The 22,077-nt window shown below is 59.2% G+C and carries 19 protein-coding genes and 1 pseudogene; 8 read left to right on the forward strand and 12 right to left on the reverse strand.

Annotated features, from left to right (window positions below):
• Nucleotides 1–603: 603 nt before the first annotated feature.
• A pseudogene (locus J6525_RS22085) lies at nucleotides 604–882 on the forward strand (phospholipase effector Tle1 domain-containing protein); the annotation flags it as partial.
• On the opposite strand, the gene J6525_RS22090 reads toward J6525_RS22085, so the two are convergent.
• On the reverse strand, nucleotides 828–1,205 hold the full coding sequence (locus tag J6525_RS22090; RefSeq protein WP_225646297.1) for a phospholipase effector Tle1 domain-containing protein: 378 nt from the start codon (nucleotides 1,203–1,205) through the stop codon (nucleotides 828–830). The pseudogene J6525_RS22085 and the gene J6525_RS22090 overlap by 55 nt on opposite strands.
• Nucleotides 1,206–1,534: 329 nt before the next feature.
• Between J6525_RS22090 and J6525_RS22095 the strand changes: the two genes are divergently transcribed.
• Entirely contained in the window at nucleotides 1,535–2,071 is a 537-nt protein-coding gene (locus J6525_RS22095) for a hypothetical protein (protein WP_225646256.1), read from the forward strand.
• Between the two features lie 103 nt (nucleotides 2,072–2,174).
• Here J6525_RS22095 and J6525_RS22100 read toward each other — a convergent pair whose 3' ends face one another.
• The 4 genes from J6525_RS22100 to J6525_RS22115 form a co-directional block, all read right to left on the reverse strand.
• Complete coding sequence (locus J6525_RS22100; RefSeq protein ID WP_225646257.1) at nucleotides 2,175–2,930, reverse strand: hypothetical protein; 756 nt, start codon at nucleotides 2,928–2,930, stop codon at nucleotides 2,175–2,177.
• A gap of 843 nt (nucleotides 2,931–3,773) precedes the next feature.
• Complete coding sequence (gene groL, locus J6525_RS22105) at nucleotides 3,774–5,423, reverse strand: chaperonin GroEL (RefSeq protein WP_225646258.1); 1,650 nt, start codon at nucleotides 5,421–5,423, stop codon at nucleotides 3,774–3,776.
• 88 nt (nucleotides 5,424–5,511) lie between these two features.
• Nucleotides 5,512–5,826, reverse strand: a complete 315-nt coding sequence (groES, locus tag J6525_RS22110; protein WP_069280009.1) for a co-chaperone GroES — start codon at nucleotides 5,824–5,826, stop codon at nucleotides 5,512–5,514.
• Between the two features lie 1,731 nt (nucleotides 5,827–7,557).
• Nucleotides 7,558–7,758, reverse strand: a complete 201-nt coding sequence (locus J6525_RS22115) for a hypothetical protein (protein WP_225646259.1) — start codon at nucleotides 7,756–7,758, stop codon at nucleotides 7,558–7,560.
• 375 nt (nucleotides 7,759–8,133) lie between these two features.
• Between J6525_RS22115 and J6525_RS22120 the strand changes: the two genes are divergently transcribed.
• The 5 genes from J6525_RS22120 to J6525_RS22140 all read left to right on the forward strand — a co-directional run bounded on the left by J6525_RS22120 (nucleotide 8,134) and on the right by J6525_RS22140 (nucleotide 10,552).
• Complete coding sequence (locus tag J6525_RS22120) at nucleotides 8,134–8,685, forward strand: SGNH/GDSL hydrolase family protein (RefSeq protein WP_225646260.1); 552 nt, start codon at nucleotides 8,134–8,136, stop codon at nucleotides 8,683–8,685.
• Nucleotides 8,682–8,837 (forward strand): hypothetical protein, encoded by a 156-nt coding sequence (locus J6525_RS22125; protein ID WP_225646261.1) that lies wholly within the window; start codon nucleotides 8,682–8,684, stop codon nucleotides 8,835–8,837. Before J6525_RS22120 ends, J6525_RS22125 begins: the two co-directional genes overlap by 4 nt.
• A 34-nt stretch (nucleotides 8,838–8,871) precedes the next feature.
• Nucleotides 8,872–9,144 (forward strand): hypothetical protein, encoded by a 273-nt coding sequence (locus J6525_RS22130; RefSeq protein WP_225646262.1) that lies wholly within the window; start codon nucleotides 8,872–8,874, stop codon nucleotides 9,142–9,144.
• Between the two features lie 52 nt (nucleotides 9,145–9,196).
• Nucleotides 9,197–10,034, forward strand: a protein-coding gene (locus J6525_RS22135; RefSeq protein WP_225646263.1) for an IS5 family transposase whose coding sequence is annotated in 2 segments (ribosomal slippage) — nucleotides 9,197–9,661 and nucleotides 9,663–10,034 — 837 coding nt in all. Because the reading frame shifts where the segments join, the coding sequence is not laid out codon by codon here.
• A 68-nt stretch (nucleotides 10,035–10,102) separates the two neighbouring features.
• Nucleotides 10,103–10,552, forward strand: coding sequence for a S1/P1 nuclease (locus J6525_RS22140; protein ID WP_225646264.1), 450 nt, complete (start codon nucleotides 10,103–10,105; stop codon nucleotides 10,550–10,552).
• A 566-nt stretch (nucleotides 10,553–11,118) separates the two neighbouring features.
• Here J6525_RS22140 and J6525_RS22145 read toward each other — a convergent pair.
• Nucleotides 11,119–11,277 (reverse strand): hypothetical protein, encoded by a 159-nt coding sequence (locus J6525_RS22145; protein WP_225646265.1) that lies wholly within the window; start codon nucleotides 11,275–11,277, stop codon nucleotides 11,119–11,121.
• Between the two features lie 429 nt (nucleotides 11,278–11,706).
• On the opposite strand from J6525_RS22145, the gene J6525_RS22150 reads away from it, so the two are divergent.
• Nucleotides 11,707–12,432, forward strand: coding sequence for a LuxR family transcriptional regulator (locus tag J6525_RS22150; RefSeq protein WP_225646266.1), 726 nt, complete (start codon nucleotides 11,707–11,709; stop codon nucleotides 12,430–12,432).
• A 752-nt stretch (nucleotides 12,433–13,184) separates the two neighbouring features.
• On the opposite strand, the gene nifA is transcribed toward J6525_RS22150, so the two are convergent.
• The 6 genes from nifA to nodI all read right to left on the reverse strand — a co-directional run bounded on the left by nifA (nucleotide 13,185) and on the right by nodI (nucleotide 22,076).
• A complete protein-coding gene (nifA, locus tag J6525_RS22155; protein WP_225646267.1) occupies nucleotides 13,185–15,008 on the reverse strand; it encodes a nif-specific transcriptional activator NifA in 1,824 nt (607 codons plus the stop codon).
• A gap of 179 nt (nucleotides 15,009–15,187) precedes the next feature.
• Nucleotides 15,188–16,024: an SDR family NAD(P)-dependent oxidoreductase gene (locus J6525_RS22160; RefSeq protein WP_225646268.1), complete on the reverse strand. Its 837-nt coding sequence runs from the start codon at nucleotides 16,022–16,024 to the stop codon at nucleotides 15,188–15,190.
• 772 nt (nucleotides 16,025–16,796) lie between these two features.
• The gene (locus tag J6525_RS22165) at nucleotides 16,797–17,909 is read right to left on the reverse strand and encodes a nodulation protein NodZ (protein WP_156436609.1); all 1,113 of its coding nucleotides are present in this window, start codon (nucleotides 17,907–17,909) and stop codon (nucleotides 16,797–16,799) included.
• A gap of 157 nt (nucleotides 17,910–18,066) precedes the next feature.
• Complete coding sequence (locus J6525_RS22170; protein ID WP_225646298.1) at nucleotides 18,067–20,094, reverse strand: carbamoyltransferase family protein; 2,028 nt, start codon at nucleotides 20,092–20,094, stop codon at nucleotides 18,067–18,069.
• Between the two features lie 272 nt (nucleotides 20,095–20,366).
• Nucleotides 20,367–21,158: a nodulation factor ABC transporter permease subunit NodJ gene (locus tag J6525_RS22175; RefSeq protein WP_057021399.1), complete on the reverse strand. Its 792-nt coding sequence runs from the start codon at nucleotides 21,156–21,158 to the stop codon at nucleotides 20,367–20,369.
• A 3-nt stretch (nucleotides 21,159–21,161) separates the two neighbouring features.
• Nucleotides 21,162–22,076 (reverse strand): nodulation factor ABC transporter ATP-binding protein NodI, encoded by a 915-nt coding sequence (nodI, locus tag J6525_RS22180; RefSeq protein ID WP_512699759.1) that lies wholly within the window; start codon nucleotides 22,074–22,076, stop codon nucleotides 21,162–21,164.
• Between the last annotated feature and the right edge of the window lies 1 nt (nucleotide 22,077).

A 22,077-nucleotide genomic window follows, 5' to 3' on the forward strand; every position in this document is an offset into this window, starting at 1 on the left:
GCCGAGCCAGAGCCCAGCGGCGGGATAGCAAGCAAGTATTTGCAGCCAGAAGCGCTAGAATAGGTTGACAGATATTGCACTTTGCGCGAGTAACGTTACTACGCACAACTACCGTGGTCCCTAAGTGTGGAGTGTGCTCATGGCCGAAGTTCTCTTCCGCGCGGGAATCGTCGCGTTAGGACTTAGCCCGATCGCAATAACAGCCGTTATCCTGCTTATTTGAAGGGTTGCAGCAACCTGCCCGCGCCCCACGCGGGCTGGTAGATGGCCCCAGCAACTGCCTCCACCGGCCCCCAACTAGTTGCTGGGGCCGCTCAATAAAGAGGCGGCTCGGTTGGCGGCGTCTCGGCTTAATGGCCTCGCAGGGCGGCTTGGCGTATCGCTGCCGACCTTACGCAAGGTCGAAACGGGTGACACTGGAATGACCCTCGGGACATTCCTCACCGCTCTATGGCTTCTCGATCTGTCGCCAGACTTAATAACTGCGCTTGATCCAGCAAGGACGAAATTGGCCTGACACGCGAATGGCCGGGATGCCGAAACGAGCCAGACCAGCTGCGAACATGAATCTTGACCAGCTCTGTATGCTACGTCTTCGCGCACTACGTCTTCATCATCAACCACTACGAGCCCGGTGATCGAATCTTCCTTATTGGCTTTAGTCGCGGTGCTTACACCGTCCGCAGCCTGGCGAACTTGCTTATGCTGTGCGGGGTACCGACCAAGACACCAACAGGTCCCCTAATGCGCTTCCGGAAGCAAGTGGACGCCATCGCTACGGAGGTCGTCACGGTGGTGCTTGAGCATGGCGCCGGATATCCACGTGATCAATATGCAGCTGAACGCCTCGAGCAAGCGCGGCGATTTCGCGAGAAATATGGAGTGCCGGCGCTGCCGGCGTTCGCCCGCTTGGAGGCGTTCACGAGCACGGGACCGAGTTTCAAGCCATTGGGTATGGAAGCGGCTTCTTCGATCATCCACGTCAGGGCGTTGTCCGAGAGCCTCGGCTCTATCTCAGGATAGCTATCACCTATATCGGAGTGATTGCCCGCAAACCACATCTGCACCAATTTGGGCGGCCCTTCGGCGTCCGGTTTAGCCGCGGGATCGTCGGCAACGGTGCCCCATTGCACTCGCTGGAAGTCCTTGCGGTTCTCATCTATCGCGTTGGCCGCGCGGCCGAAACGGATGTAGACGCTTAGCAGACGTTCAAAATTCGTCCTTCCACTCTGCGTAGTGCTTGCGCGGAGGGGATTGCGCTATTCGGCCCCGCCACTCCTCAGCCAATGCGATCGCGGCGCTTAGAACCGCAGGATCGGCTTCGAGCAAGGAACGCAGCGCCCCGCGCTCATGAAGATTCACGATCACGTCTGCGAAGGGTTCGACACTTCGTCGCTCCGGGCAGAAGACCAGGACGGTCTGTCCATCCTCAACCAACCGCCAAGCCGTCGCCAGGCAGAGTTCGCGCTGATCGTCGGGAAAGAGGCGCTTTCGTTGGCGCTTTGGCGGAATCCAGTTCGGGGGCGCGGCCCCGGTGAGAAAACGCTGTACCCATGGACCTCGTCTCCCACCCGACGAATATATCCTCGGCGTCCGCTGGAGCGACGCGGAGCTTCTGCTGGCCTTGCGCCGCCTGCATGGTGAGCATGGATATGTCACGCAGAAGCTTCTCGACTGGGACGAGGATACCCCCGGCGCCTATTATTTCGTTAAGCGATTGGTTCGTTCACCCGGGCCAAGGCCTTCGGCCAAGCTGCCGCTCGAGACACATTCGCAAATCATGCTCAGCGCCTGCCAGCGCAAGCGAGAAGGCAAAACAATCAGGCGCCAGCGCCGCCATCCCGGCCAGCGCCCCAAACTTGCCTATCGCACGGATGATCTTTTGCTGGGGCTCAAGCGCCTGGTGGAACGCGAGGGCGGCATTTCCGCGCGATTGATCAACGACGATCCCGAGTTGCCCTGGTCGGCAACCGTGGCTCACCATTTTGGCAAGCTCTCAAAGGCCTATCGCTTGCTCGGTCTCGTCCGCCTGAAAGATAAGCCTGCGCGATTTGGCTTGCGACGACGATAGCTGGCGATACTACTCATGTGCGCGACGAGCCGCTCAGACATTGACCGCTTAGTTGCTTGGACCGGCACAGCGCCGAGCATACATTTAAGCGCCTCCCGCGATCTTATTCCATATACGAGGCACTCCAAACCCTGAGGGCCCGGGGTGCCAGACTGGTATCGACTAATTTGCTCCAGGACTTGCCCACTTCGATCCAGCGGCATTTCCGCGCTGGCAAGGTCTCCAGCATTTTTTGGGCGATGGGTGCAAGACTCGCAGCTTCGGAGTTTGGGGCAAGGCCAGCATGTTCAAGGATTTTCACAGCGGCCTCTTGGGATCGCGTCCACGCTGCTTCGGTGAACCTCCTCTCCGAGAAGTACTCAAAACAGGTGCGAAACGTCAGAGCGCGGCCGATGATCTTATGGTTTGGTAGCCCCGTCTCACTCAGCCATCGGCGCAAATGGTCACACCACTCCTGGCTGCTGAAATCGAGAAGATTGCCACCTTCGAAAATCAAAAGCGCCGCCATGCCGGCGATTTCGCATCGCACGTCTTCATCTTGCTTTTCGAACCAGTGGCGGATTGCTTGCAAGGGCGTCCTCGGCCGATTTACGGCCGATATCTTTGTCGCGCCGGTCCGATTGAACGGGACGACGTTTTCCAGTGGGGGCATGCGCGGCCAGGGCCTCCCCTTTGCGTCCCATAAGACCCAACGCTCTGCGATCGCTTTTGCTTCTTCCGGCGACCTGGTTCGCCAAAGCTCCTTGAGCGCCTCGTCGACGTAGTATGAAACATCCGCCTTCAGGCCGCATGTACGCGCGATTGCTGCGAGGCGTCCGGCGTCAAGGAGCCGGGCCGCGAAGTTGTTCTCTGCGTTCATTTTCCGAGGTCTTTCGCGCCCTCTCCAGCGCGTCCCGCTCATTCTGCTCTAAACACACTACGAAACGCTATTCACGCCGTTGGAAGTTAGCGGCAACGTGACAAGACGCCCGTCGGTATCGGCCGAGCAGACGCCCTCTTGATTTATGTCACGCGCCGCTAAACTCAGCGGCCAGCCACGGCCTCAACTTGCAATGGTAGCCAAGCCTGGAGAAGCCCCTAGGCATAGCTAGGGTTTGCATTCTTCGTGCCAACCAATAGTCGACAGTTCGCACCATGCCTGTGTTGGCTTTGTCTGCTTTCCAACATACTAAGGTCTCAATCCTTGCAGTCGAGCCTGTCCGTCGCAGACTGTTGTCGATGCCGCCGTCTCCATCGAGAGCTATGCGTCCAAATTCCAGTTTTCCGCCGCTCGCTGACTTCGCGAAGGAAGCCAATTATCTAGTGCACGAAGCGTCGTACGAACCCGGTCTGGACGCCGTTGTGAGAGCCATTACACCCGCGCGGACACTGTGGGCCGCATCGCAGCGATGGCGAACGTGAAAACACTTGTTCTCAATCATTTCGTGCCTGCGGGTGATAACAACGCGGCACCCGACGTATGGAGGGACGCGGTTCGGACGACATATGGAAGCAACATCGTTGTCGGAAGAGACCTGCTTCAGCTTACGCTGTAAGTGAGAGGCTGGAGGCATCTACACTGGCCCTTTTTCAACTTCCGCATGAAGTTCGGGGCTCGGGCTACGCACGCCAGCACAACAAGGGACATGAACACGGCGACAAGAAAAAACCCCGGCATTGGTGCCGGGGTTCTGTAATTCTCGTATTCTTCGATGCGGCTGGATCAGAAGTCCATGCCTCCCATGCCGCCCATGCCGCCGCCCGGGGGCATGGCCGGGCCGGCTGCGGCTTTCTTCGGCAGCTCGGCGACCGTGGCCTCGGTAGTGATCAGCAGCGCCGCCACGGAGGAGGCGTTCTGGATGGCGGTGCGCACGACCTTGGTCGGGTCGATGATGCCCTTGGACACCAGGTTGCCGTACTCGCCGGTCTGCGAGTCGAAGCCGTAGGCGTACTGTTCCTTCTCGAGGATCTTGCCGACGATCACCGAACCGTCTTCACCGGCGTTGATCGCGATCTGGCGGGCCGGCGCCGACAGCGCCTTGCGCACGATCTCGACGCCGGTCTTCTGGTCGTCGTTCTTGGTGCGCAGGCCCTTGAGCTGCTCGGCGGCACGGAGCAGAGCGACGCCGCCGCCCGGGACGATGCCTTCCTCGACAGCCGCGCGGGTCGCGTGCATCGCGTCATCAACGCGATCCTTGCGCTCCTTCACCTCGACTTCGGTCGCGCCGCCGACGCGGATCACCGCGACGCCGCCCGCGAGCTTGGCGAGACGCTCCTGCAGCTTCTCACGGTCGTAGTCCGAGGTGGTCTCCTCGATCTGCGCCTTGATCTGGGCAACGCGCGCCTCGATGTCGGCCTTCTTGCCGGCGCCGTTGACGATCGTGGTGTTCTCCTTGTCGATCATCACCTTCTTGGCGCGACCGAGCATCTGCAGCGTGACGTTCTCGAGCTTGATGCCGAGGTCTTCCGAGATGGCCTGGCCGCCGGTCAGGATCGCGATGTCCTGCAGCATGGCCTTGCGGCGATCGCCGAAGCCCGGAGCCTTGACGGCCGCGACCTTCAGGCCGCCACGCAGGCGGTTGACGACGAGGGTGGCGAGGGCTTCGCCTTCGACGTCCTCGGCGACGATGACCAGCGGCTTGCCGGTCTGCACCACGGCCTCGAGCAGCGGCAGCAGCTCGTTCAGCGAGGAGAGCTTCTTCTCGTTGATCAGGATGTAGGCGTCGTCCATCTCAACGCGCATCTTGTCGGCGTTGGTGACGAAGTAGGGCGAGATGTAGCCGCGGTCGAACTGCATGCCCTCGACGACGTCGAGCTCGGTCTCGAGCGACTTGGCTTCCTCGACCGTGATCACGCCCTCGTTGCCGACCTTCTTCATGGCGTCGGCGAGGAACTTGCCGATCTCGGCATCGCCGTTGGCCGAGATGGTGCCGACCTGGGCGATCTCCTCGTTCGAGGTGACCTTCTTCGAGTTCTTCTGGAGGTCCGCAACGACGGCCTCGATCGCGAGGTCGATACCGCGCTTCAGATCCATCGGGTTAATGCCGGCGGCGACCGACTTGGCGCCCTCGCGGACGATCGCAGCCGCCAGCACGGTTGCCGTGGTGGTGCCGTCGCCGGCCGCGTCAGCGGACTTGGAGGCGACTTCGCGCACCATCTGGGCGCCCATGTTCTCGAACTTGTCGTCGAGCTCGATCTCCTTGGCGACGGTGACGCCGTCCTTGGTGATGCGGGGAGCGCCGAACGACTTGTCGAGCACGACGTTGCGGCCCTTCGGACCGAGGGTGACCTTCACGGCGTTGGCGAGGATGTCGACGCCGCGCAGCATGCGGTCGCGGGCGTCGACGCCGAATTTGACTTCTTTGGCTGACATATTGGTTTCCCTGAGTGTTTAGATCGGTCTCCCCTTTGGCGAGGCGCCCGGCAGGCGCTCCTCAGGGGTGAGCGGTGCGAGCGTTTGGTTAGGCGGCCTTCTTCTTGGAGGCGGGGACGTCGAGCACGCCCATGATGTCGCTTTCCTTCATGATCAGCAGGTCTTCGCCGTCGATCTTGACCTCGGTGCCCGACCACTTGCCGAACAGAACGCGGTCGCCGACCTTGACGTCGATCGGGGTCAGTTTGCCGCTCTCGTCGCGGCCGCCGGGGCCGACGGCGATGACTTCGCCCTGCGAGGGCTTTTCCTTGGCACTGTCCGGAATGATGATGCCGCCAGCGGTCTTCTCTTCGGCGTCGATGCGCTTGACCACGACGCGGTCGTGAAGCGGACGGAATTTCATGCAGTCCTCCTAAGCGTTTGCACGAGTTAGAGATTTTTAGATGTTAGCAATCGATGCCCATGAGTGCTAGTTTCGGGCCGAGCTGAGATAGGATAGGATTTTCGCGGGAGCAAGGGACTCTGGCAGAAAAAATAGGCAGCTCACGTCGAATGCGACCCAGTACATGGCGCGCGTCGGCTTCGAATATTCGACGGATGTCGGCAGCCGGCTCCCGCGAGACGGAGCTCCAGCCTTCGCGCATCGATCTGCCGCCGCCCACCCCTTCTCCAGTCGTGCTCGCGGTGAAGGATGCGGCGCCTTACCTTCCGGAGCCTCGCGACGTGATCAGATTCCTGCTTGGCCACCCAGTGACGCAAACTCACATTTCCCGCGGCTGCCCTCGCATCCATGTCCTGTCCGCATTATTATGATTGACTCCCTGTTTGCATTGGGGATCGGGCGATTCTAAGCTTTAGTCGCGTATGGAGCCCCCTTGTCGCCTAAGAACAGCTCTGACGAGGTCGCACAGACCTTCCGTCACAGCTTTTCGTGCGCTGCGAACTTCTGCCGACCGTCGACGCGTCATCGAGATAGTCGAGTCTATGTCAGCGGACATCGAACCCCGGACCATTGCTCACCCATCGGTCGACCAGAGCAAGTCCTGAGAAAGGCGCGGCGGGCAATTCCTAGAGAGCTGCCATTGTGTTGCACTCGACGAACGAAAACTCTTAGTCTTGCCAAGACTCGGCGGCGGCATGGACCGCTGAAGTGATTTGCCAGATTGTTGCTGCATCGAGTTTGGCCCCGCAGGAGCCATGCTTTCAAAGGTTCAACCTGGCAGGCTTACGGCCGCCCGAGGGGCGCGAGCGAGCAAAACCTGCATGGCCGATCTCAGCCGGACGCGCCCTACGGCTCGTCGGCACTACTATGCGGAGAGGAACTATTCCATGTGGCGAGGATACGTGCAGATTACAAGCGAATGTGCTGACCGTATTCACGCTTTAAAACCTCAGCCCGGTGTGGAGGATTGGTCCTCTTGATCGACGGTTGGCGGTGCCGCACCGTGTTTCGAGTAGCCAGCGCAGTTCGTCGCTTTTCGCTTTCGTCCAGAATTTGCATCGACGGGTCTCGTAGTCGCGGGCCGTCGGTGCAACAGTGACGCGGAAGGTTGTCCGCGATCTACTCGGCTCTTGACCGCCCGATATCGGGCTTTCAGTGATGTTGCGGGTACTGGGCTCGCTTTTCTGGCCGGAGCTTGCCCACCTCCCGGCCCGGCTTTGTTACAGAGTGAACTCAGCCGGTGGATTCGCATTTGAAGGGCGCCGCCTCGAGGGACGATCAGCATCGCGTCTTAAGGTCATCGGCCTCTTGCAACGCGGGCAGACTGGAATGGCACTGGAAGGCAGCATTAGGGTCAAGGCGAGAGGGAGCAAAAAAGCTAACCGAGAGGATCCGTCGGGTGTTCGGCGAACTCGGGCGAATCGGGCAGCTCGCGAGGGGTTCCAATCGAGCCTCCGCCGCAAGGCTTTCGGCTTGTTTGATGAGTTCTGTCCGGCTCCGTTGATCACGTATTCGGAGAAAAGCGCGCGCATCAACGCGTTGTGGTTCATTTCCCTGCCCCTAGCCCTTCTGTAAGGCGTCCAAAAGGGCAAGTGCGACGAGGCCATCGCGCAGCGGTTGCAATATAAATCGCGCGCGGACGGCTCGGCCCCGCAGCGCGACTTCTCGAGTCTCAGTAATCCGAGGAGCGCCTCACCGCCACATCGTGGGGGCGTCACTCAGCGCCTTGCGGCCGACCCGCATCAAGCTATCGGGCGTCGTTTGGCCCTGCCTTGCCGCTTCGAGTATCTTTGCGGCAACATGCGTCCGGGTGCCGGTTTCGTAGCGCGACACGGTTTGGCAGACATCGTCGAGAATTGCGCGCAGCAGCGCGGCAGTCTGAACGTCGAACATCGGAGAGCGCCCCCATTTAGTGGAAAACAAGGATAGCCGGCACCGCCCGTTCCCGGATTCACTAGTGTTATTGCGTGCGTGGACGTCATGCTTGGCGCTGCTTGGCGTCCGCGTCCTGAGAAGAGACAAATACGGGACGAGCGGGTCGACGTGGCAGGCGTCAGGATCGGCTCGCTTGGTACGCTTCGGACATTTCCGGTTCGAGCAGCGAATATACCACGAGCGTCTTGTGGAGACCGCATTTTGGCTCGACGACGGACTGGAATTGTCTCCGTAGCACCGGTAGCGTTCGAAGGGTTTCACAACTTATTACGCATCTGTAATCCGATTGTCGTACTTGGCCTCCAGACTGGGTGACATTTCCGAGGTCCTCGCATGGCCGAAGCGCCCTCCACGACTGCCGTTCCCGTAAAATTCACGGCTTTCCAGCACCGGTTGTTAACTCCGTCGGAGCGCTTGGCCGGCATCCGCGCGATCAAGATCGTCGCCATAGGTTCGTCCGCGACCGCCGTCGAAGGTGACATCGTCCCTTACCCGCAACGTCTCGAGAGCGCCCTGCGCCAAAGGTACCAAGGCCACGTCTTCGACGTCCTCAATCGCGGCGTGGGCGGCGAAGAGGCACCCGATGAAGGGAAGCGGTTGCAGAGGGACGTCATCGGCGAGCGGCCGAGCGTGGTCATCTGGCAGGTCGGCACGAATGCTGCCTGGAAGGGATATGACCTCGGCGTAGCTGTCGAAGCGATTTCCGACGGCCTCGCGATGCTCTCGCAGCTCGGCGCGGACGTAATCCTGATGGATCCCCAATACGTGCCCGCGCTACTTACACCGGCCGATACGAAGGAAGCCGGCGAGCGAATGGTTGATCTGATCAAATCCGCCGCCGAAGCCGCGGGCTACCGGTCAACGTATTCCGGCGCTACGACATGATGCGGCGTTGGCACCTCGTGGAGCACGTCTCCTTCGATCGCATCGTCGATCCGCGGGACGGCGACCGGCTGCATCACAGCGATTGGAGCGCGCGCCGAATGGCCGAAGCACTCGCCGACACGATCGTCAATGCCGCAGCCCGTCCGGCCTGACCAATTTTGACCAACGAACGAGGACCGCCGCATCATGTCGAGACTTGCAGCAACATTCTCCCTCCTGGTCGCCCTTCTGCTCCCGCAAGGGGCGTTCGCGTGGAACGCCACGGGGCATCAGATCGTGGGCTCCATCGCCGACCAGTTGCTGACCGTGAACGCGTCCCGGCAGGTGAAGCTGCTCCTGGGCGTCGGACTGCGCGAAGCAGGTCCGTGGCTCGACTGCGTGAAGAGCGTCCGCAAGCAGCCGGACGGAACGCTGTCCTATTCTCCACCTAAGAGCCTGACTGAAAAATGGGGTGAGTGATCTCAGTGGGGTGTGATTCCATCGGATTTGCAAAGATTCGAGGGAGAGCACGATGCCCTGGACCAAGATCACTCGGGAGCAATATCGGCGGGACGATCTGCGTTATGCAAGCGATATGACCGATGCGGAATGGGCGCTGATCAGACGCCTGTTGCCGCGAGCGAACCGGCGCGGCCGGCCGCGTAAGACAAAGCTGCGTCGTGTGGTGGAAGCGATCCTCTATATCGTTTCGACCGGCTGCCAGTGGCGGGCGTTGCCGCGGGAGTTCCCGCCCTACTCGACGGTGCAGGGCTATTTTTATAGATGGCGGGATACAGGCCGGTGGCAGAGGATTGTCAGTGTCCTTGTCCGACGGGCGCGGAAAAAGCTTGGACGCGCACCGAAGCCGACGGCAGCCGTGATCGACAGTCAAAGTGCGCCGACCACGCAAGCTGGCGGACCGCGCGGCTACGATGCAGGCAAGCGCATCTACGGCCGTAAGCGGCATATTGTGACGGATACCAATGGCCTCCTCCTCGGGGGTTCATGTTCATCCGGCCAACGTTCAGGACTGCCATGGCGCCGTACCGCTGCTGAAGAACGTGCGGATGAACTTCCCCCGGCTGCGCCACGTCTTTGCCGACCGGATTTACCGCGGAAATCAACTCCTCGACGCGCTCTCAGACTGCGGTCCATGGACTGTCGAGATCGTCGAGCGGCCTCAAGGCGTCAAAGGCTTCCAGCTTCTGCCGAGGCGGTGGGTGGTTGAACGCACATTCGCTTGGTTCGGCAGATGCCGCCGCCTCGCCAAGGACTTCGAGGCGACGGTGGCAACCGAAGCTGCCTGGCTGCTGGTTGCACACATGAGGCTCCTGACCCGCAGACTTGCCGCTGCTGGTAAGGTTGGGTGATTTATGAGTCAGACTCTAAGGAGGAATACGACAAGCCCTGTAAGGCATTTTCGAACGACCATTCCGCGATGATCGACTACGTCGGAAGGAACTGGGTGAATTGCGTGTATCCCGAGGTGCCGAACACTAGCGCCAACACCGGCTGCCACAACACGTATCACTTCGACGACGTTGCGGTTCAGAGGGACCGCTTCGACAGGAACTACGCCGGCACCAACGACCACGATCTGGTCGCGGCGATCAACGCCGCGATCGCGGTCCTCCTCGACAGACCCGCGCCGCCGCCGTTCGATATCAAGAGCAAACGTGAAGCCCTTTTCATGCTCGCGCATCTTGTCGGCGACCTCAGCCAGCCGCTCCATGTCGCCGCGCCCTATCTGGGACCCGACGGCGGCCTCGTCGATCCGGACGTAACACACACGATCGATCCGAGCACCGAGACCGCCACTGATAATCGAGATCGACCAGCTTATACCAACGACCTACGATCCAGTTCAGGAGTGTCCCAACCACGTTGAGGCAACGCCACGCGCAGTGCCGAACGGGCCTGTCTTCGACGAGAAGAGCTGTATAGGGCGAGCCGCCTCAACGACAGTCCTACGATTCAACGACCTACTTTCGATCAAAAGGTCACACAAATCTTGCCAAAATGGGCACCTTCGCCGAGAAACGGCTCGGTAGGCCTAGCAACTCTCGTGCGCGCAGTGTAGAGTCGGCCATTTCACCGGAAGAAGCGGACAGACGGTCTACCTCGATCGGCTCTTCAATTGGCAGTATTCGCACTTGACCGGGCTGTGAGAGGGGACGCTTCCTTTTTCCGACCGGTTGGAAGAGAGGGCGAGGGTCGCAAGCTACCCTCTTCGTGGTTTGGGCCAACTTGTGCCTAAGCTTACGCAAATGGTGCGTCGCGTTTTCCTCGGATGTCACTATTACCGCAATGCGTTCGCGATTCTCCGGACCCGACTTGCCCGGAAGCCATTGTTTCCAGCCTGCTTTTTACTAGCTCTGCAGTTGGCACGACAGTTGCTGTGTTAGATTCACGATTTCTCCCCTTTGGAGATGCGCATGCAAAGTATCCTCTGGATCAAGCAGCTCTCGCTACTGTGCGTATCTCCCGTTGCACCTTCAGCGCGGGGATCATCTGCGTCATGGGTTCTTCATGTGCGCTGGACGTCTCCAACGCACCTGCGCAGGCGTCCGCCATCATGAAACGGTCACCGTGCTGCTCGACGGCCGCATCCATGAGACCATCCAAGAAAGCAGCATCAGCGAATCGCTCACGGTCCCACTCGCAAGGGGAGTAAGAAGAATGACGCTGCTGTTGGGTTCGGCGGCACGTAGAGGATTGATGTCAGCACCGTATGGGCCGAGCGGCGCACCGCCTGGTTCACCAGCGCGCTCTCTCTCAACTGAATCCCGAACCGCGACGTTCAGCATCTCCGCGAAGGACAGGAACAGAAGCTCCGCTCTTTGACGGCACGATTGTGCCGGCACAGCTTGGGGAAGGATAACAAACTCCGGGATCAGTGTGACGCAAAGCGACGTGGGCGTCCCTAAGCTCTCATGAAGACAAAAGGTAAGAGTGCAGGCCATGGAACGGAATTTAACTCGCCCTGAAACAAGCGCCACTCCACACACTGATAGTCCTGAATGGGCCTGCAAGGCTACGATCATGGATCTTTTTAGTTTCACCGAATGCGCAAGCCAGACGCATTCGCTCAAAGCGTTGTTCGATCTCCTGGTAAACTTTGCCACGAAGGAGGGATTCAGTGAAGTTGCCTACGGGACGCTTAATTTCGACGCGCCGCTCCAGCTTAGCGAGTGTCCACCGCCCGCAGTCGCTGTGAAGTGGCCACCCGAGTGGTGCGACCGATATTTCAAACGCAAATACCATACGATCGATCCGGTGGTCCGGCGAACACCGACTCTTTCGCGACCGTTCCTTTGGGATCGTCTCGCTGATCACTATCAACTTCAGCCCGACGAGAAACGCGTGCTCGAGGAGGCGAGGGACGCAGGCCTGAAGCATGGGATGAGCGTGCCATTATTTGGTCCATTGGGGCAAGTATCGGTTGCGTCCTTCGCATCACCCTTCGATGACGCTGATCCTCAGGATCGCATCGGCCATCTAAACACACTAGCCTGGCACTTTCACATCGCCTATCGCGAGATTGCTCGCCCCTCTAGCAGCGGCGGTGACAAACGGGTTGCACTTTCACAACGCGAGATCACCTGTCTGCGCTGGGTGAAAGAGGGCAAATCCTCATGGGCAATCGGGAAAATCCTAGAAATCAGCGAGAATACCGTCAATTTTCATATCAAAAACGCTATGCGAAAACTGGGGGCGAGCAGACGGACCCAAGCGGCCTTTACAGCTGATCAACTCAATCTTCTTTGAATTCGTCTAATGGAGTGACTGACCGACCGGCTAAGATGCTTCGCCGTAATAAGTAACTGCCTTGGCCCCGCATGTAAGGACAGGCCCTTCGACCGGATTTCCTCTGCATGCGCGAGAAATTGATAACAATTGCTCGCGCAAACGCGAGCTCCGCTTGTGTTTACTCCATCATCGCTTCGACCTCTGTTCGAAAAGCTTGGCGTGAGGCCCTCGTCAATAGAACATGTGGCCTCGCGGAAAAGCCGACAAGTTTAACGCGCGGTGGCGAGGGGCGGCTGAAAACCCTGAAGGGTCTCACACTCTAATATATCTGCAATGCGGGACTCTTCCCAGAACGGTTCAGACTCAAGCCGCTCCGGCAAACGCCGGAACTAAACACCTAGCTCGCTGCTCCGGACGAAAGATACCGACGCGCGTCGGAGCTGCGACAGCGCCATCCAGCTACGAACGCCAAGTGAGTGACGCCAAGACCGCTTGCGAGATCACCTCCGTTTCCAACAGACGCGGGCAGAATCGCGCGATGCTCATAACTGAAGCCTCTTGCCCTGGGGCGAGGCCGACCAATTCCCACGTGGTTCTGATGCTCCCGCGCTCAAGATGGACCGCCGTCGCGCGTCGCCTTACCAAACCGACATCGCAGGCGAGCTGATCCTGTCACGCATGGTAATCTGCCGCCGAGGCCGGACGCGCCTCCGATTCGATCTCATTGGATGCGTCCCCGAAACCCCATTGTCCTCTCACAGGACTGCGCTTCAGAACCGTTTAATCTCGATTCCGTACTTCCTCAGCGCGTAGCCAATCTGGCGCGGCGTTAGTCCGAGCAAGCGCGCGGCTTTTGCCTGCACCCAACCAGATTTTTCCATGGCCGCAATGACCCGCTCGCGATCGGCCATCTTTGCGCCACTTACGAGAACTGTGCCGGGAGGCGCCAGCGAGGCCAGTTCGCTGCCGACGGGCGGGACCAGCGCAGCCGCTTCAGACAGCGAAGTGATCGGCTTGGCCGGCACCGGCACGGTCGGTGCCGGCTGGACTGTCGCCTCCTCCGATGTACTTTTCCAGAGCATCGCGGAAAGGCACTGACCATGGCAACATGCAAAGTCATTTCTCACGATCGATGGTCCGGACGACAGGGTCGCTGTGCGCTCGATACAGTTCTCGAGCTCACGGACATTGCCCGGAAAGCCGCAGTTCATCAGCACATCGATCGCACTCGCCTCCAAGGTCAGCGCGCGGCCATTCTCGTTGTTGAAATTCCTGAGAAACTCGCCGGCCAGCAGCGGAATGTCACTGCGTCTTTCGCGCAGCGGTGGCAGCAGCAAGGGAACGACGCTGATGCGATAGTAAAGATCCGCGCGAAACTCGCTTCTTGCCACAGCCTCTTCAAGATTCTTGTTGGTCGCAGCGATCACTCGAACATCGACTTTGATAGTCTGGTTGCTGCCGACCCGTTCGAACTCCTGCTCCTGCAGGACGCGCAGCAACTTCGCCTGGAACGGCGCTGAGATCTCGCCTATCTCGTCAAGAAACAACGTCCCTTTGTCAGCAAGCTCGAAGCGCCCCTTACGCAAGCTGAACGCGCCAGTAAAGGCACCCTTCTCATGACCGAACAATTCGGATTCCAGCACCGTCTCGGGGAGTGCCGCGCAGTTCAGCTTAACGAACGGCCGCTTGGCGCGGGAAGATGATTCGTGAATGGCCTTGGCTACAAGTTCCTTTCCGGTACCGGATTCGCCGCGCAGCAGAACCGTGCTGTTCGATTTGGCGACGACTGCGATCTTCTCGAGCAACCCCCGCAGCGCCGGGCTGTCGCCGATGATCCCATGGATGGGCAGCTTCTTACGTTCCCGTGGCGGCTGCCTAAGCTCGAACAATTGCTTTTGCAGACGGTCCTTCTCCGCCATCAGCCGCTCGCGGTCGCAGGCGACCAAGCGATGCAGCCTCACTGCCTGTCCCACTAGGTTGGCGATCATGGCGAGCAGCCGCGCATCATAATCGAGCCGGAGGTTCGACCTATCGTCACGGACTCGGTCGACCGTCAACGTACCCACGACTTTGGGGTCAATCCGGATCGGAACTCCGATGAACGACACCGGCATATTTTCCGAGGCCCCGAGCACTTCCAGGTCAGCTGCGCTGAACGCCGATTCCGCTGCCACGCTCTCGGCGACAAGAGGCCTGTCGGTCGCAACGATCTGGTCGATTGCCTTCCGCGGCAGGCGCATCCGGTAGCGTTCGTCGCTGCCTTCGCTCCAACCGGCACCCACCGTGATGTCCGGCATCCCGTCATCGTCGAACAGTGAGACGATACCGTGTCGCATCTGCACGAACGATTGCAGAAGGCCCACGACGTTGGCCAACGTGACTTCGAGCCGGCAGGGAGCGGTGAGTACCTTCGATATCTCGAAGATGCCGGTCAGCGCGCTTTCGCCCAGCGGCTCGCCCGAGAGCTCGCGCTCCGTCTCTGCGTGAGAGACAGGTCTTTCGCGCGCGGAAGCAATATGCAGCATGAGGCGGTCTCCGTTTTCTTGATCATCCTCCCTCTCACCTTGTTCAAGTTTACGAACTTCGTTTTGCATGTCATGCTCAGTTTAGGGCTACGAGTTGACGAGATGACATAGAAGCGTAACACCTTCATGGCACGACGGTAACTCTACGGTGCCGTGATTTCACTTTTTCGGAATGGGTGGGTGACGTAGCGTGGAACAAGAGCTTCAGAGCTGAAACTCAAGACAGCTGCGTTGCCAGCTTGCTCGATTCACAGATGTTGCCCACCATTGATCGGCACCTCGGCGCCCGTGACATAGCTTGCGGCATCCGAACATAAGAAGAAGATAACCTTGGCCACTTCGTCGGGCATTCCCACTCTGCGCAGCGGAATGTTTGGCACGAGACGCGCTTCCGTATCGGGCGACAACATGTCCGTCCTGATCTCGCCGGGCGCGATTGCGTTCACGCGAATACCATGCGGCGCATAATCGTGGGCCATTTCGCGTGTGAGGCTCGCAAGTGCAGCTTTCGACGTCGCATAAGCGCTGCCGGCAAAAGGGTGCACCCGCGAACCAGCGATCGATGTCACGTTGACAATCGACCCTGATGCGGCCCTTAACTCGTCAAATAGACCCCGTGCCAGCAGGATCGGGGCCACCAGATTCAAATGGAACACTCTCATCCAGGTTTCGGTTGACGTCGACAACGAGGTCAGCCGGTCTCCATCTGGCGCCTTCGGCGAGATGCCGGCATTGTTCACTAGCGCGTGCAAAGGTGCGCCCGCCAAACGTTCCCTCACCTCAGTGATCAAGCGCGGCAGCGCTTGATGATTGCTGAGGTCGACCTGGACATGATCCTCGCGCCCGGACTCCCACGGGCACCGCTCGCCGTCGAACGGCTGCCGCGCGCAAGAAATGATGCGCCAGCCTGCCTCCGAAAACAGCTTGGCGGTGGCATGACCGATTCCACGCGACGCCCCGGTCAGCAACATCGCCTTTTGTTCACCACGATGGACGCGGGCTTTATCGGCGTGAAAGGGACAGCTCAAATGTGTCTCAGGCAGCGGACCTGCGACTAGATCGTCATTTGGTAGATCGAAGCCCACGCCCGCGTCCCCTCCTGTAGCGCCGCTGGCAAACGCGTAGCAGGATTTGGGCCACTACGATGCACGCAAAGACGCTCCGGTTTTGCGTCCTAATGTCGCGCATGCCAAACGCTTGGCGGATTCGAGACACGGCGCGTGCGCTTTACGACAGCGATGGTGCATCGCCCACACACTCCTGAGTCTACTCTGTCTACTGCTCAGACCAACACTCAGTCGCGCTCTTGTGATCGCCGAGCCGAGGGACGCAGCGGACAAACAGCGCCCGTCACTCGTCGATACAACGATCATTCAGAATGGCGGAGATGCCGGTCGTCTTTGTGATCCGAAACCTTACGCGACACCTCAATACGTCAGGTATCTCGCATCAAGAAGCTAGCCTAGGACGCTGAATGGTCCAGCCCGATACCGTGGTCCCGAAGTGCTGGTCAGCGCGAGCGAGTGGCCGGCGGCTGCAAAGGACCTCGCCGGCTCGACGTCGGACCATTCGATAACTTAATCCGCCAGCAGCCACGAAAGCCTTTCAGCTTCGGCCCGCGCGTGTCGAAGCCGAGGCCCGATGCCCACCCGTCTAACGCGGTGGCAGTGCACTACGGCCACTCTTGTCGAGTTCGAGCTTCAGCGGATGTCTTCCGACCGCCGCATCTTTCTTTTCCCCAGTGCAAGGGGTCGCTGGAGTGTCGGTTTTGACAAGCAGTTGCCGCGCGGAAAAACACCGGCAGTACTGCTCGATGCAAAAAGCGGTCCATCAGGTCGATGAAACGGGTTACAACTTTCATGAAGCCACGAGCTCTTGTGATGGCTCCTCAATCAAGATCAATCGGCTCGGATCGTTCAAATCGAACTCTATCACGCGCGGCGCACAGAGGCGCGCATAACGTGTGAAGGCGCTCGTCGGCGGAAAACGGATCACAGTGTCGCATCGCGCAAGGAGATACATCTCGATCAGGGCGGAAACGCCGCCCTCGGCTCCGAGTGCCGCACTATGCAAAGGCCCGGCTTGAGGCGCCTGGAAGCGCTTTGGGATCGTGAAAACATCGGGAAACAGTGCTGACACCTTCTCAAGTACGACCGCGCTGTCCGTGCACAGGAATGCCCTGATCGGTTTTGCATGCGGCAACGCCTTCGCCTTATCAATGGCATCACAGACCTGTCGCAAGGCGCGCTCCGGATCAGCCCAGTAGGGCGCATGCCCCATAATATCTTCGCCGTTGCCGTGCCGGACGTGAATGCCGATCACGCTGTACGGGTCAAAGTGCTCACGGAAGATGGCATCGATCCGCGCCCGCACTTCGGATCGCGGCTTGATACTCCGAAAGATCTCTCGTTCAGCTTCCTCATCGCAGCGCCACATCAAGCAGGCGTCACATACGACCGTATTTGCATCGCAATCTTGCTCGCTTTGAAACAGTTGATCGAGTTCGTCGCGTTCCCGGAAAATCTGCTCATCCGGCCGATAGACGCAGTCAATGGTCGGCCTGTTCCACCATGCCGGGAAGAATGGCCGCGGAAATGAGCGCTCATTGATCTGGTTATCGCAGATCACCCTTACACCGCCAATCTCTTGAACTGGTTCGAAGAAAACCGGAAAGGCGTTGGTGAATGGTTGATCAAGATAACAGGACCCGCGCCAATCGATGACCAGGTTCCGTCCGGTCCGCTGCGCAAAACGCCAAGCTGCCGCCAACGACCACAGACAGTCGCCCAACCCGGTACGTCGTCGGGAAACAACGAAGCGATCATCTTTCGAACCGCCAAGCATCTGCATTGCCTTCTTCCGGGCTCCTGGTTGAACAAGAGACGTCATTGGAGACACCTCACATACGATCTCGGCCGATGTTATCGTCGGCACTTGTGCTGCGAACGAGTTGCGTCGGTAGAACTTCATAGCAGCGCTATCCTTATGGCGGGTTCTATCAACCCTTTCCGTTCCCTCTGTTCAGAGCTGTGCGCCGATATACGGAATTTCGGCCGGACGCCTCTTGTGTCATTACTCGCCTCGGATGGCATGGCCTCGCAGAATTGACCATACCCTTGAGCGCCGGTTATGCTGCGCCTTGAGCATCAATGCGGAGGCAAGCGGCGCGTGTCGGATGCAGTCGAACCATGCGCTGCTCCCACGCGAGCCGCAGTTCCTTTACGAGGTCTTCACGCTTGGCTTGGTCAAACATGGCTGTGTCGAGAAGCCGGCCGAGCGAGGCATCCCCCTCGATCCGCATCAGCAGATCGAAGAGCTCATGTGAGATACGCATGCTGTCGCGACCCGAATGTCCCATACGGATCTCGCAAACCGTTTCCTGACGATCTTCCGCTGTGTAGGAGCGAATACGATGAAGGGATGCATACGGAGGCAATGAAACGCTCAGTGTACACCAGTCTTCCAGCGTTGCCGTCCGCTTCTTGACTAGGAACGGCCCGACCACAAGTCCGTCCAGGTCAGTCGTCAAAAAGGCGACGATGGCGTCTGAAACGGACTCCACGATCGGCTCGGCATTGTTGTTAAAGGACGTGTTTAGGAGAACAGGGATGCCGGTTCGCTTCTTGAATGCATTAATGACATCCCAATAGGCAGGGTTTGTCTTGCGCGAGACCGTTTGCAATCGCGCGGTACCATCAACGTGCGTGACCGCACCGAGCACGCTATGGTGGGCTTCACGCACACGAACCACGAAGTTCATGAAGGGAAACTCCCGCTTGCCATCTGGCAGCTCAAAGAACTGACTTGCATCCTCCTCCAGCACTGACGGCGCAAACGGACGATAACCCTCACGTTTCTTGACCATCGCATTGATCCGGTTCTTGTTTTCCGCTGGCCGCGGGTCGGCGAGAATGCTGCGGTTACCAAGTGCACGGGGCCCGAACTCAGAACGACCCTGGGCCCAACCGATCACGGCGCCATTTGCCATCCAGTCCGCCGCACTGGCTGCTATGTCATCACTGCGTTGAATATCGAGGTGGCCGAACCATGCATTGAGCTCCTGCTCTACGGCTTGCTCGGTCCCGAGATCGGGGCCCCAATAGACGTCCGACAATCGCTCGCGCGGCGCGGGCCGGCCCAGCTCGTTTGACATCATCAATGCAGCGCCGAGTGCGCAACCGGCGTCGTGCGCCGCGGGTTGAACGAAGATATCGTCAAAAAGCCCTGAATAGAGCAGCTTACCGTTTGCCGTGCAATTGTGGGCGACCCCTCCCGCCAGGCACAAACGCGTAATGCCCGTCACTTCGCGATGATGCCGCAGGATGTGAAAGACGATCCGCTCCAGCGCTTCCTGCAGCGAAGCGCTGACATCTCGATGCTGTTGCGTGAATGGCATTCCCTTACGCCGAATCTGGATGTTGCGGATCAAGGCCCCGCCGATTCGGTCCAGATGAATGCGATAGCCACCATTGTCTAACAATTCGTAGAACTGCGCGAAGAGCTCCCGATAGGGAGCAGGATTGCCATAGGGAGCAAGCCCCATCACCTTGTACTCATCAAACAAGCCGTAGCCAAGATAGCGGATTGTCTCCAGATAGAACAACCCCAGAGAGTTGTGCTCCGGGAAGCTTGCGAGTTGCGTAATCTCGGTGCCGGACCCGACCGCCAACAGGCCTGAGCAAAAGTCACCTCCGCCATCGACCGCAAAGACGAGACTTTGCTCAAACCCGGACATGGCAAACGCGCTCGCGGCATGCGCTTCATGGTGATTTACGAAGAACACGCGCGCTGCATCGACCTCGGTGCCAAACTCCCGTGCGAGCAGCTGCCGCAGCAACAGTTTAGCGTCCAATGGATTGGGCCGGGACATAAACAGCGACTCAAGCATGCTGTTGCAGTAGGCTTCAGTCGCGTAGAACGCGATGCGGTCGATCTCACCAAGTGAGACCCCTGCAGTGGAAAGGCAGTACCGGATCGAACTGCTCGGGAATTTGTTGGAGTGCTTGACCCGATTGAGGCGCTCCTCTTCGACGGCCGCGATCACACGGCCATCCCGCACGAGAACCGCAGCGGCATCGTGCAGAAACGTATTGGGGAGCTCGGGCGAGCTTTCATAGATTCTATCCAGACCGCCACTCACCCCTAGACACAACATATCGCTCTCCATTTATCATGACAGGAAGGCCAACCGCCCCCCCAACCAAATCGTCTGTCCCTCCGCCACGCGGGCGATGCAGCACAACCATTGCTGTTGCGCAGTGCACTCGAAGCCCAGCGGCTAGCCTATTGAGGTGCTCGGAGTTCCCCCACCGATCGACCGAACCGGCGGCGTGCACCCAGCTTGATCGCGTCCTTCTAATGTTATCGCGGCCGCTCCTGTTGCAGTTCACGCTGCCTCGACCAGTGCAAAAAGCGCCATCAATTTCGTCAACGTAGCAGGCGCCGCCGAAACAATGCCGTCGACACAAAGAAGGGCAACACCGCGTATATACAAAGCGCACCGACATGGACGGCAACGCCGCCGCTGACCGCGCGCTCAAGCATCGCTGGGCGAATGAGATCGACCGAATGTGCGAGCGGCAGCAAGCCCGCGACGTGCTGAAAGGAGCTCGGCAGCTGGCTGTTCGGAAAGACCGCACCGCACAGAAACACCATGGGTGTAATGATGAGCGTCTGGTAAAATACGAAGTAGTCGTAACTTGGCGCAAGAGATATGACGACCATGGCCAGGCTGGCGAAGACGAGGCCGGTAAGGGCGACCGTCGGCATCACATACAAAACGGACGGCCAGGAAGCATAACCCAGCACGGCAGCGACTATCCCGATTGCAGTTCCGGCCAGAATGGACTTAGTGGCCGCCCAGACCAATTCGCCCAGAACAATATCGCCAAGCGTGAGCTGTGTTGATAGGATTGCTTCCCAGGTGCGATTGGCGCCCATCCGGGCAAAGGTCGCATACATGGTTTCAAAGGTCGCGGATGTCATGGCGCTGGTCGCGACCATGCCCGCTGCCAAAAACGCGATGTACGAAGTCCCCTCAACTCGGCCCACGATTAGCCCGAGGCCAAAACCAAGGCCAAACAGGTTGGTTATAGGATCTGCGAGGTTTCCGAGAACCGATGCAAGTGCGACTTTCCTCCATGCCAAGAAGTTTCGACGCCATACCGCGATCCAATTGTACGCGTTAGCAGGCATCAGCGCGGCAAAACTTTCACCCATCTCTCATTTCTCCATCTCGCGTCCGGTTAGCCGCAAAAACACGTCTTCGAGATTCGGCGGCCGCTGCAGAATGCGAAGGTCCGTTCGCCCGCGCAGTTGCACACGTACCTGCTCCGGATATGGTGCATAACAGAACAGCGTCTCTCCACTCACTTCGATGTTCCGCGCGTAAGGCCTGATCAACTCAGCGAGCTCATGTGGATCACCGCCATAGATCTCGATCACGTCGCATCCGATATGCTCGTCGATTAAAGCTTCCGGCTTTCCTTCGGCGATCATGCGTCCACTCTCGAGCACGCACAGCCGATTACACAGGCGTTCCGCCTCTTCCATGAAGTGAGTAGTCAAGAGAATCGTCTTGCCGCGCGAAAGCAGGACACGCAGGCGTTCCCAGATCAGGTGACGGGCGTGCGGATCGAGGCCAGTCGTGGGCTCATCCATCACGAGCAGATGCGGGTCATTGATAAGAGCGCGTGCTAGCGTGAGCCGCCGTTTCATGCCACCTGACAGTGTAGCGACGCGCACGTCCGCCTTGCTTTCAAGACGCGCGAACTCCAGCAACGAGGGTACAACCGCCTGGATCTTGCTGGCGCTCATGCCGAAGTAACGGCCGAACGTCCGCAGATTCTCTCGTACGGTGAACTCGAGTTCAAGGTTATCGAATTGCGGCACTACGCCGATGCGCATACGCGCGACGCGAGCGCGTGCAGGTACAGCCTCGTCAAGGACCGTAATTTCGCCGGCATCCGGCGAGATCATCCCGAGGAGCATACGCGCGATCGTGCTCTTGCCGGCTCCATTCGGCCCGAGCAGGCCGAAGCATTCTCCGCGCGCAACCGAGAACGACAGTTCGTCGACAATGATCTTGCCGCCAAATGACTTTCGTACGCCGGCAAGGTCGATTGCTGCGGTGGACATA

The organism is Bradyrhizobium australafricanum, from assembly GCF_020329495.1.
Classification (GTDB): Bacteria; Pseudomonadota; Alphaproteobacteria; order Rhizobiales; family Xanthobacteraceae; genus Bradyrhizobium; species Bradyrhizobium australafricanum.

Coding starts and splice junctions, on each gene's coding strand:
- J6525_RS22100 (WP_225646257.1), bottom strand. CDS start 2,930: ATGAACGCAGAGAACAACTTCGCGGCCCGGCTCCTTGACGCCGGACGC.
- groL (WP_225646258.1), bottom strand. CDS start 5,423: ATGTCAGCCAAAGAAGTCAAATTCGGCGTCGACGCCCGCGACCGCATG.
- groES (WP_069280009.1), bottom strand. CDS start 5,826: ATGAAATTCCGTCCGCTTCACGACCGCGTCGTGGTCAAGCGCATCGAC.
- J6525_RS22115 (WP_225646259.1), bottom strand. CDS start 7,758: ATGTTCGACGTTCAGACTGCCGCGCTGCTGCGCGCAATTCTCGACGAT.
- J6525_RS22120 (WP_225646260.1), top strand. CDS start 8,134: ATGGCCGAAGCGCCCTCCACGACTGCCGTTCCCGTAAAATTCACGGCT.
- J6525_RS22125 (WP_225646261.1), top strand. CDS start 8,682: ATGATGCGGCGTTGGCACCTCGTGGAGCACGTCTCCTTCGATCGCATC.
- J6525_RS22130 (WP_225646262.1), top strand. CDS start 8,872: ATGTCGAGACTTGCAGCAACATTCTCCCTCCTGGTCGCCCTTCTGCTC.
- J6525_RS22140 (WP_225646264.1), top strand. CDS start 10,103: ATGATCGACTACGTCGGAAGGAACTGGGTGAATTGCGTGTATCCCGAG.
- J6525_RS22145 (WP_225646265.1), bottom strand. CDS start 11,277: ATGGATGCGGCCGTCGAGCAGCACGGTGACCGTTTCATGATGGCGGAC.
- J6525_RS22150 (WP_225646266.1), top strand. CDS start 11,707: ATGGATCTTTTTAGTTTCACCGAATGCGCAAGCCAGACGCATTCGCTC.
- nifA (WP_225646267.1), bottom strand. CDS start 15,008: ATGCAAAACGAAGTTCGTAAACTTGAACAAGGTGAGAGGGAGGATGAT.
- J6525_RS22165 (WP_156436609.1), bottom strand. CDS start 17,909: ATGAAGTTCTACCGACGCAACTCGTTCGCAGCACAAGTGCCGACGATA.
- J6525_RS22170 (WP_225646298.1), bottom strand. CDS start 20,094: ATGTTGTGTCTAGGGGTGAGTGGCGGTCTGGATAGAATCTATGAAAGC.
- J6525_RS22175 (WP_057021399.1), bottom strand. CDS start 21,158: ATGGGTGAAAGTTTTGCCGCGCTGATGCCTGCTAACGCGTACAATTGG.
- nodI (WP_512699759.1), bottom strand. CDS start 22,076: ATGTCCACCGCAGCAATCGACCTTGCCGGCGTACGAAAGTCATTTGGC.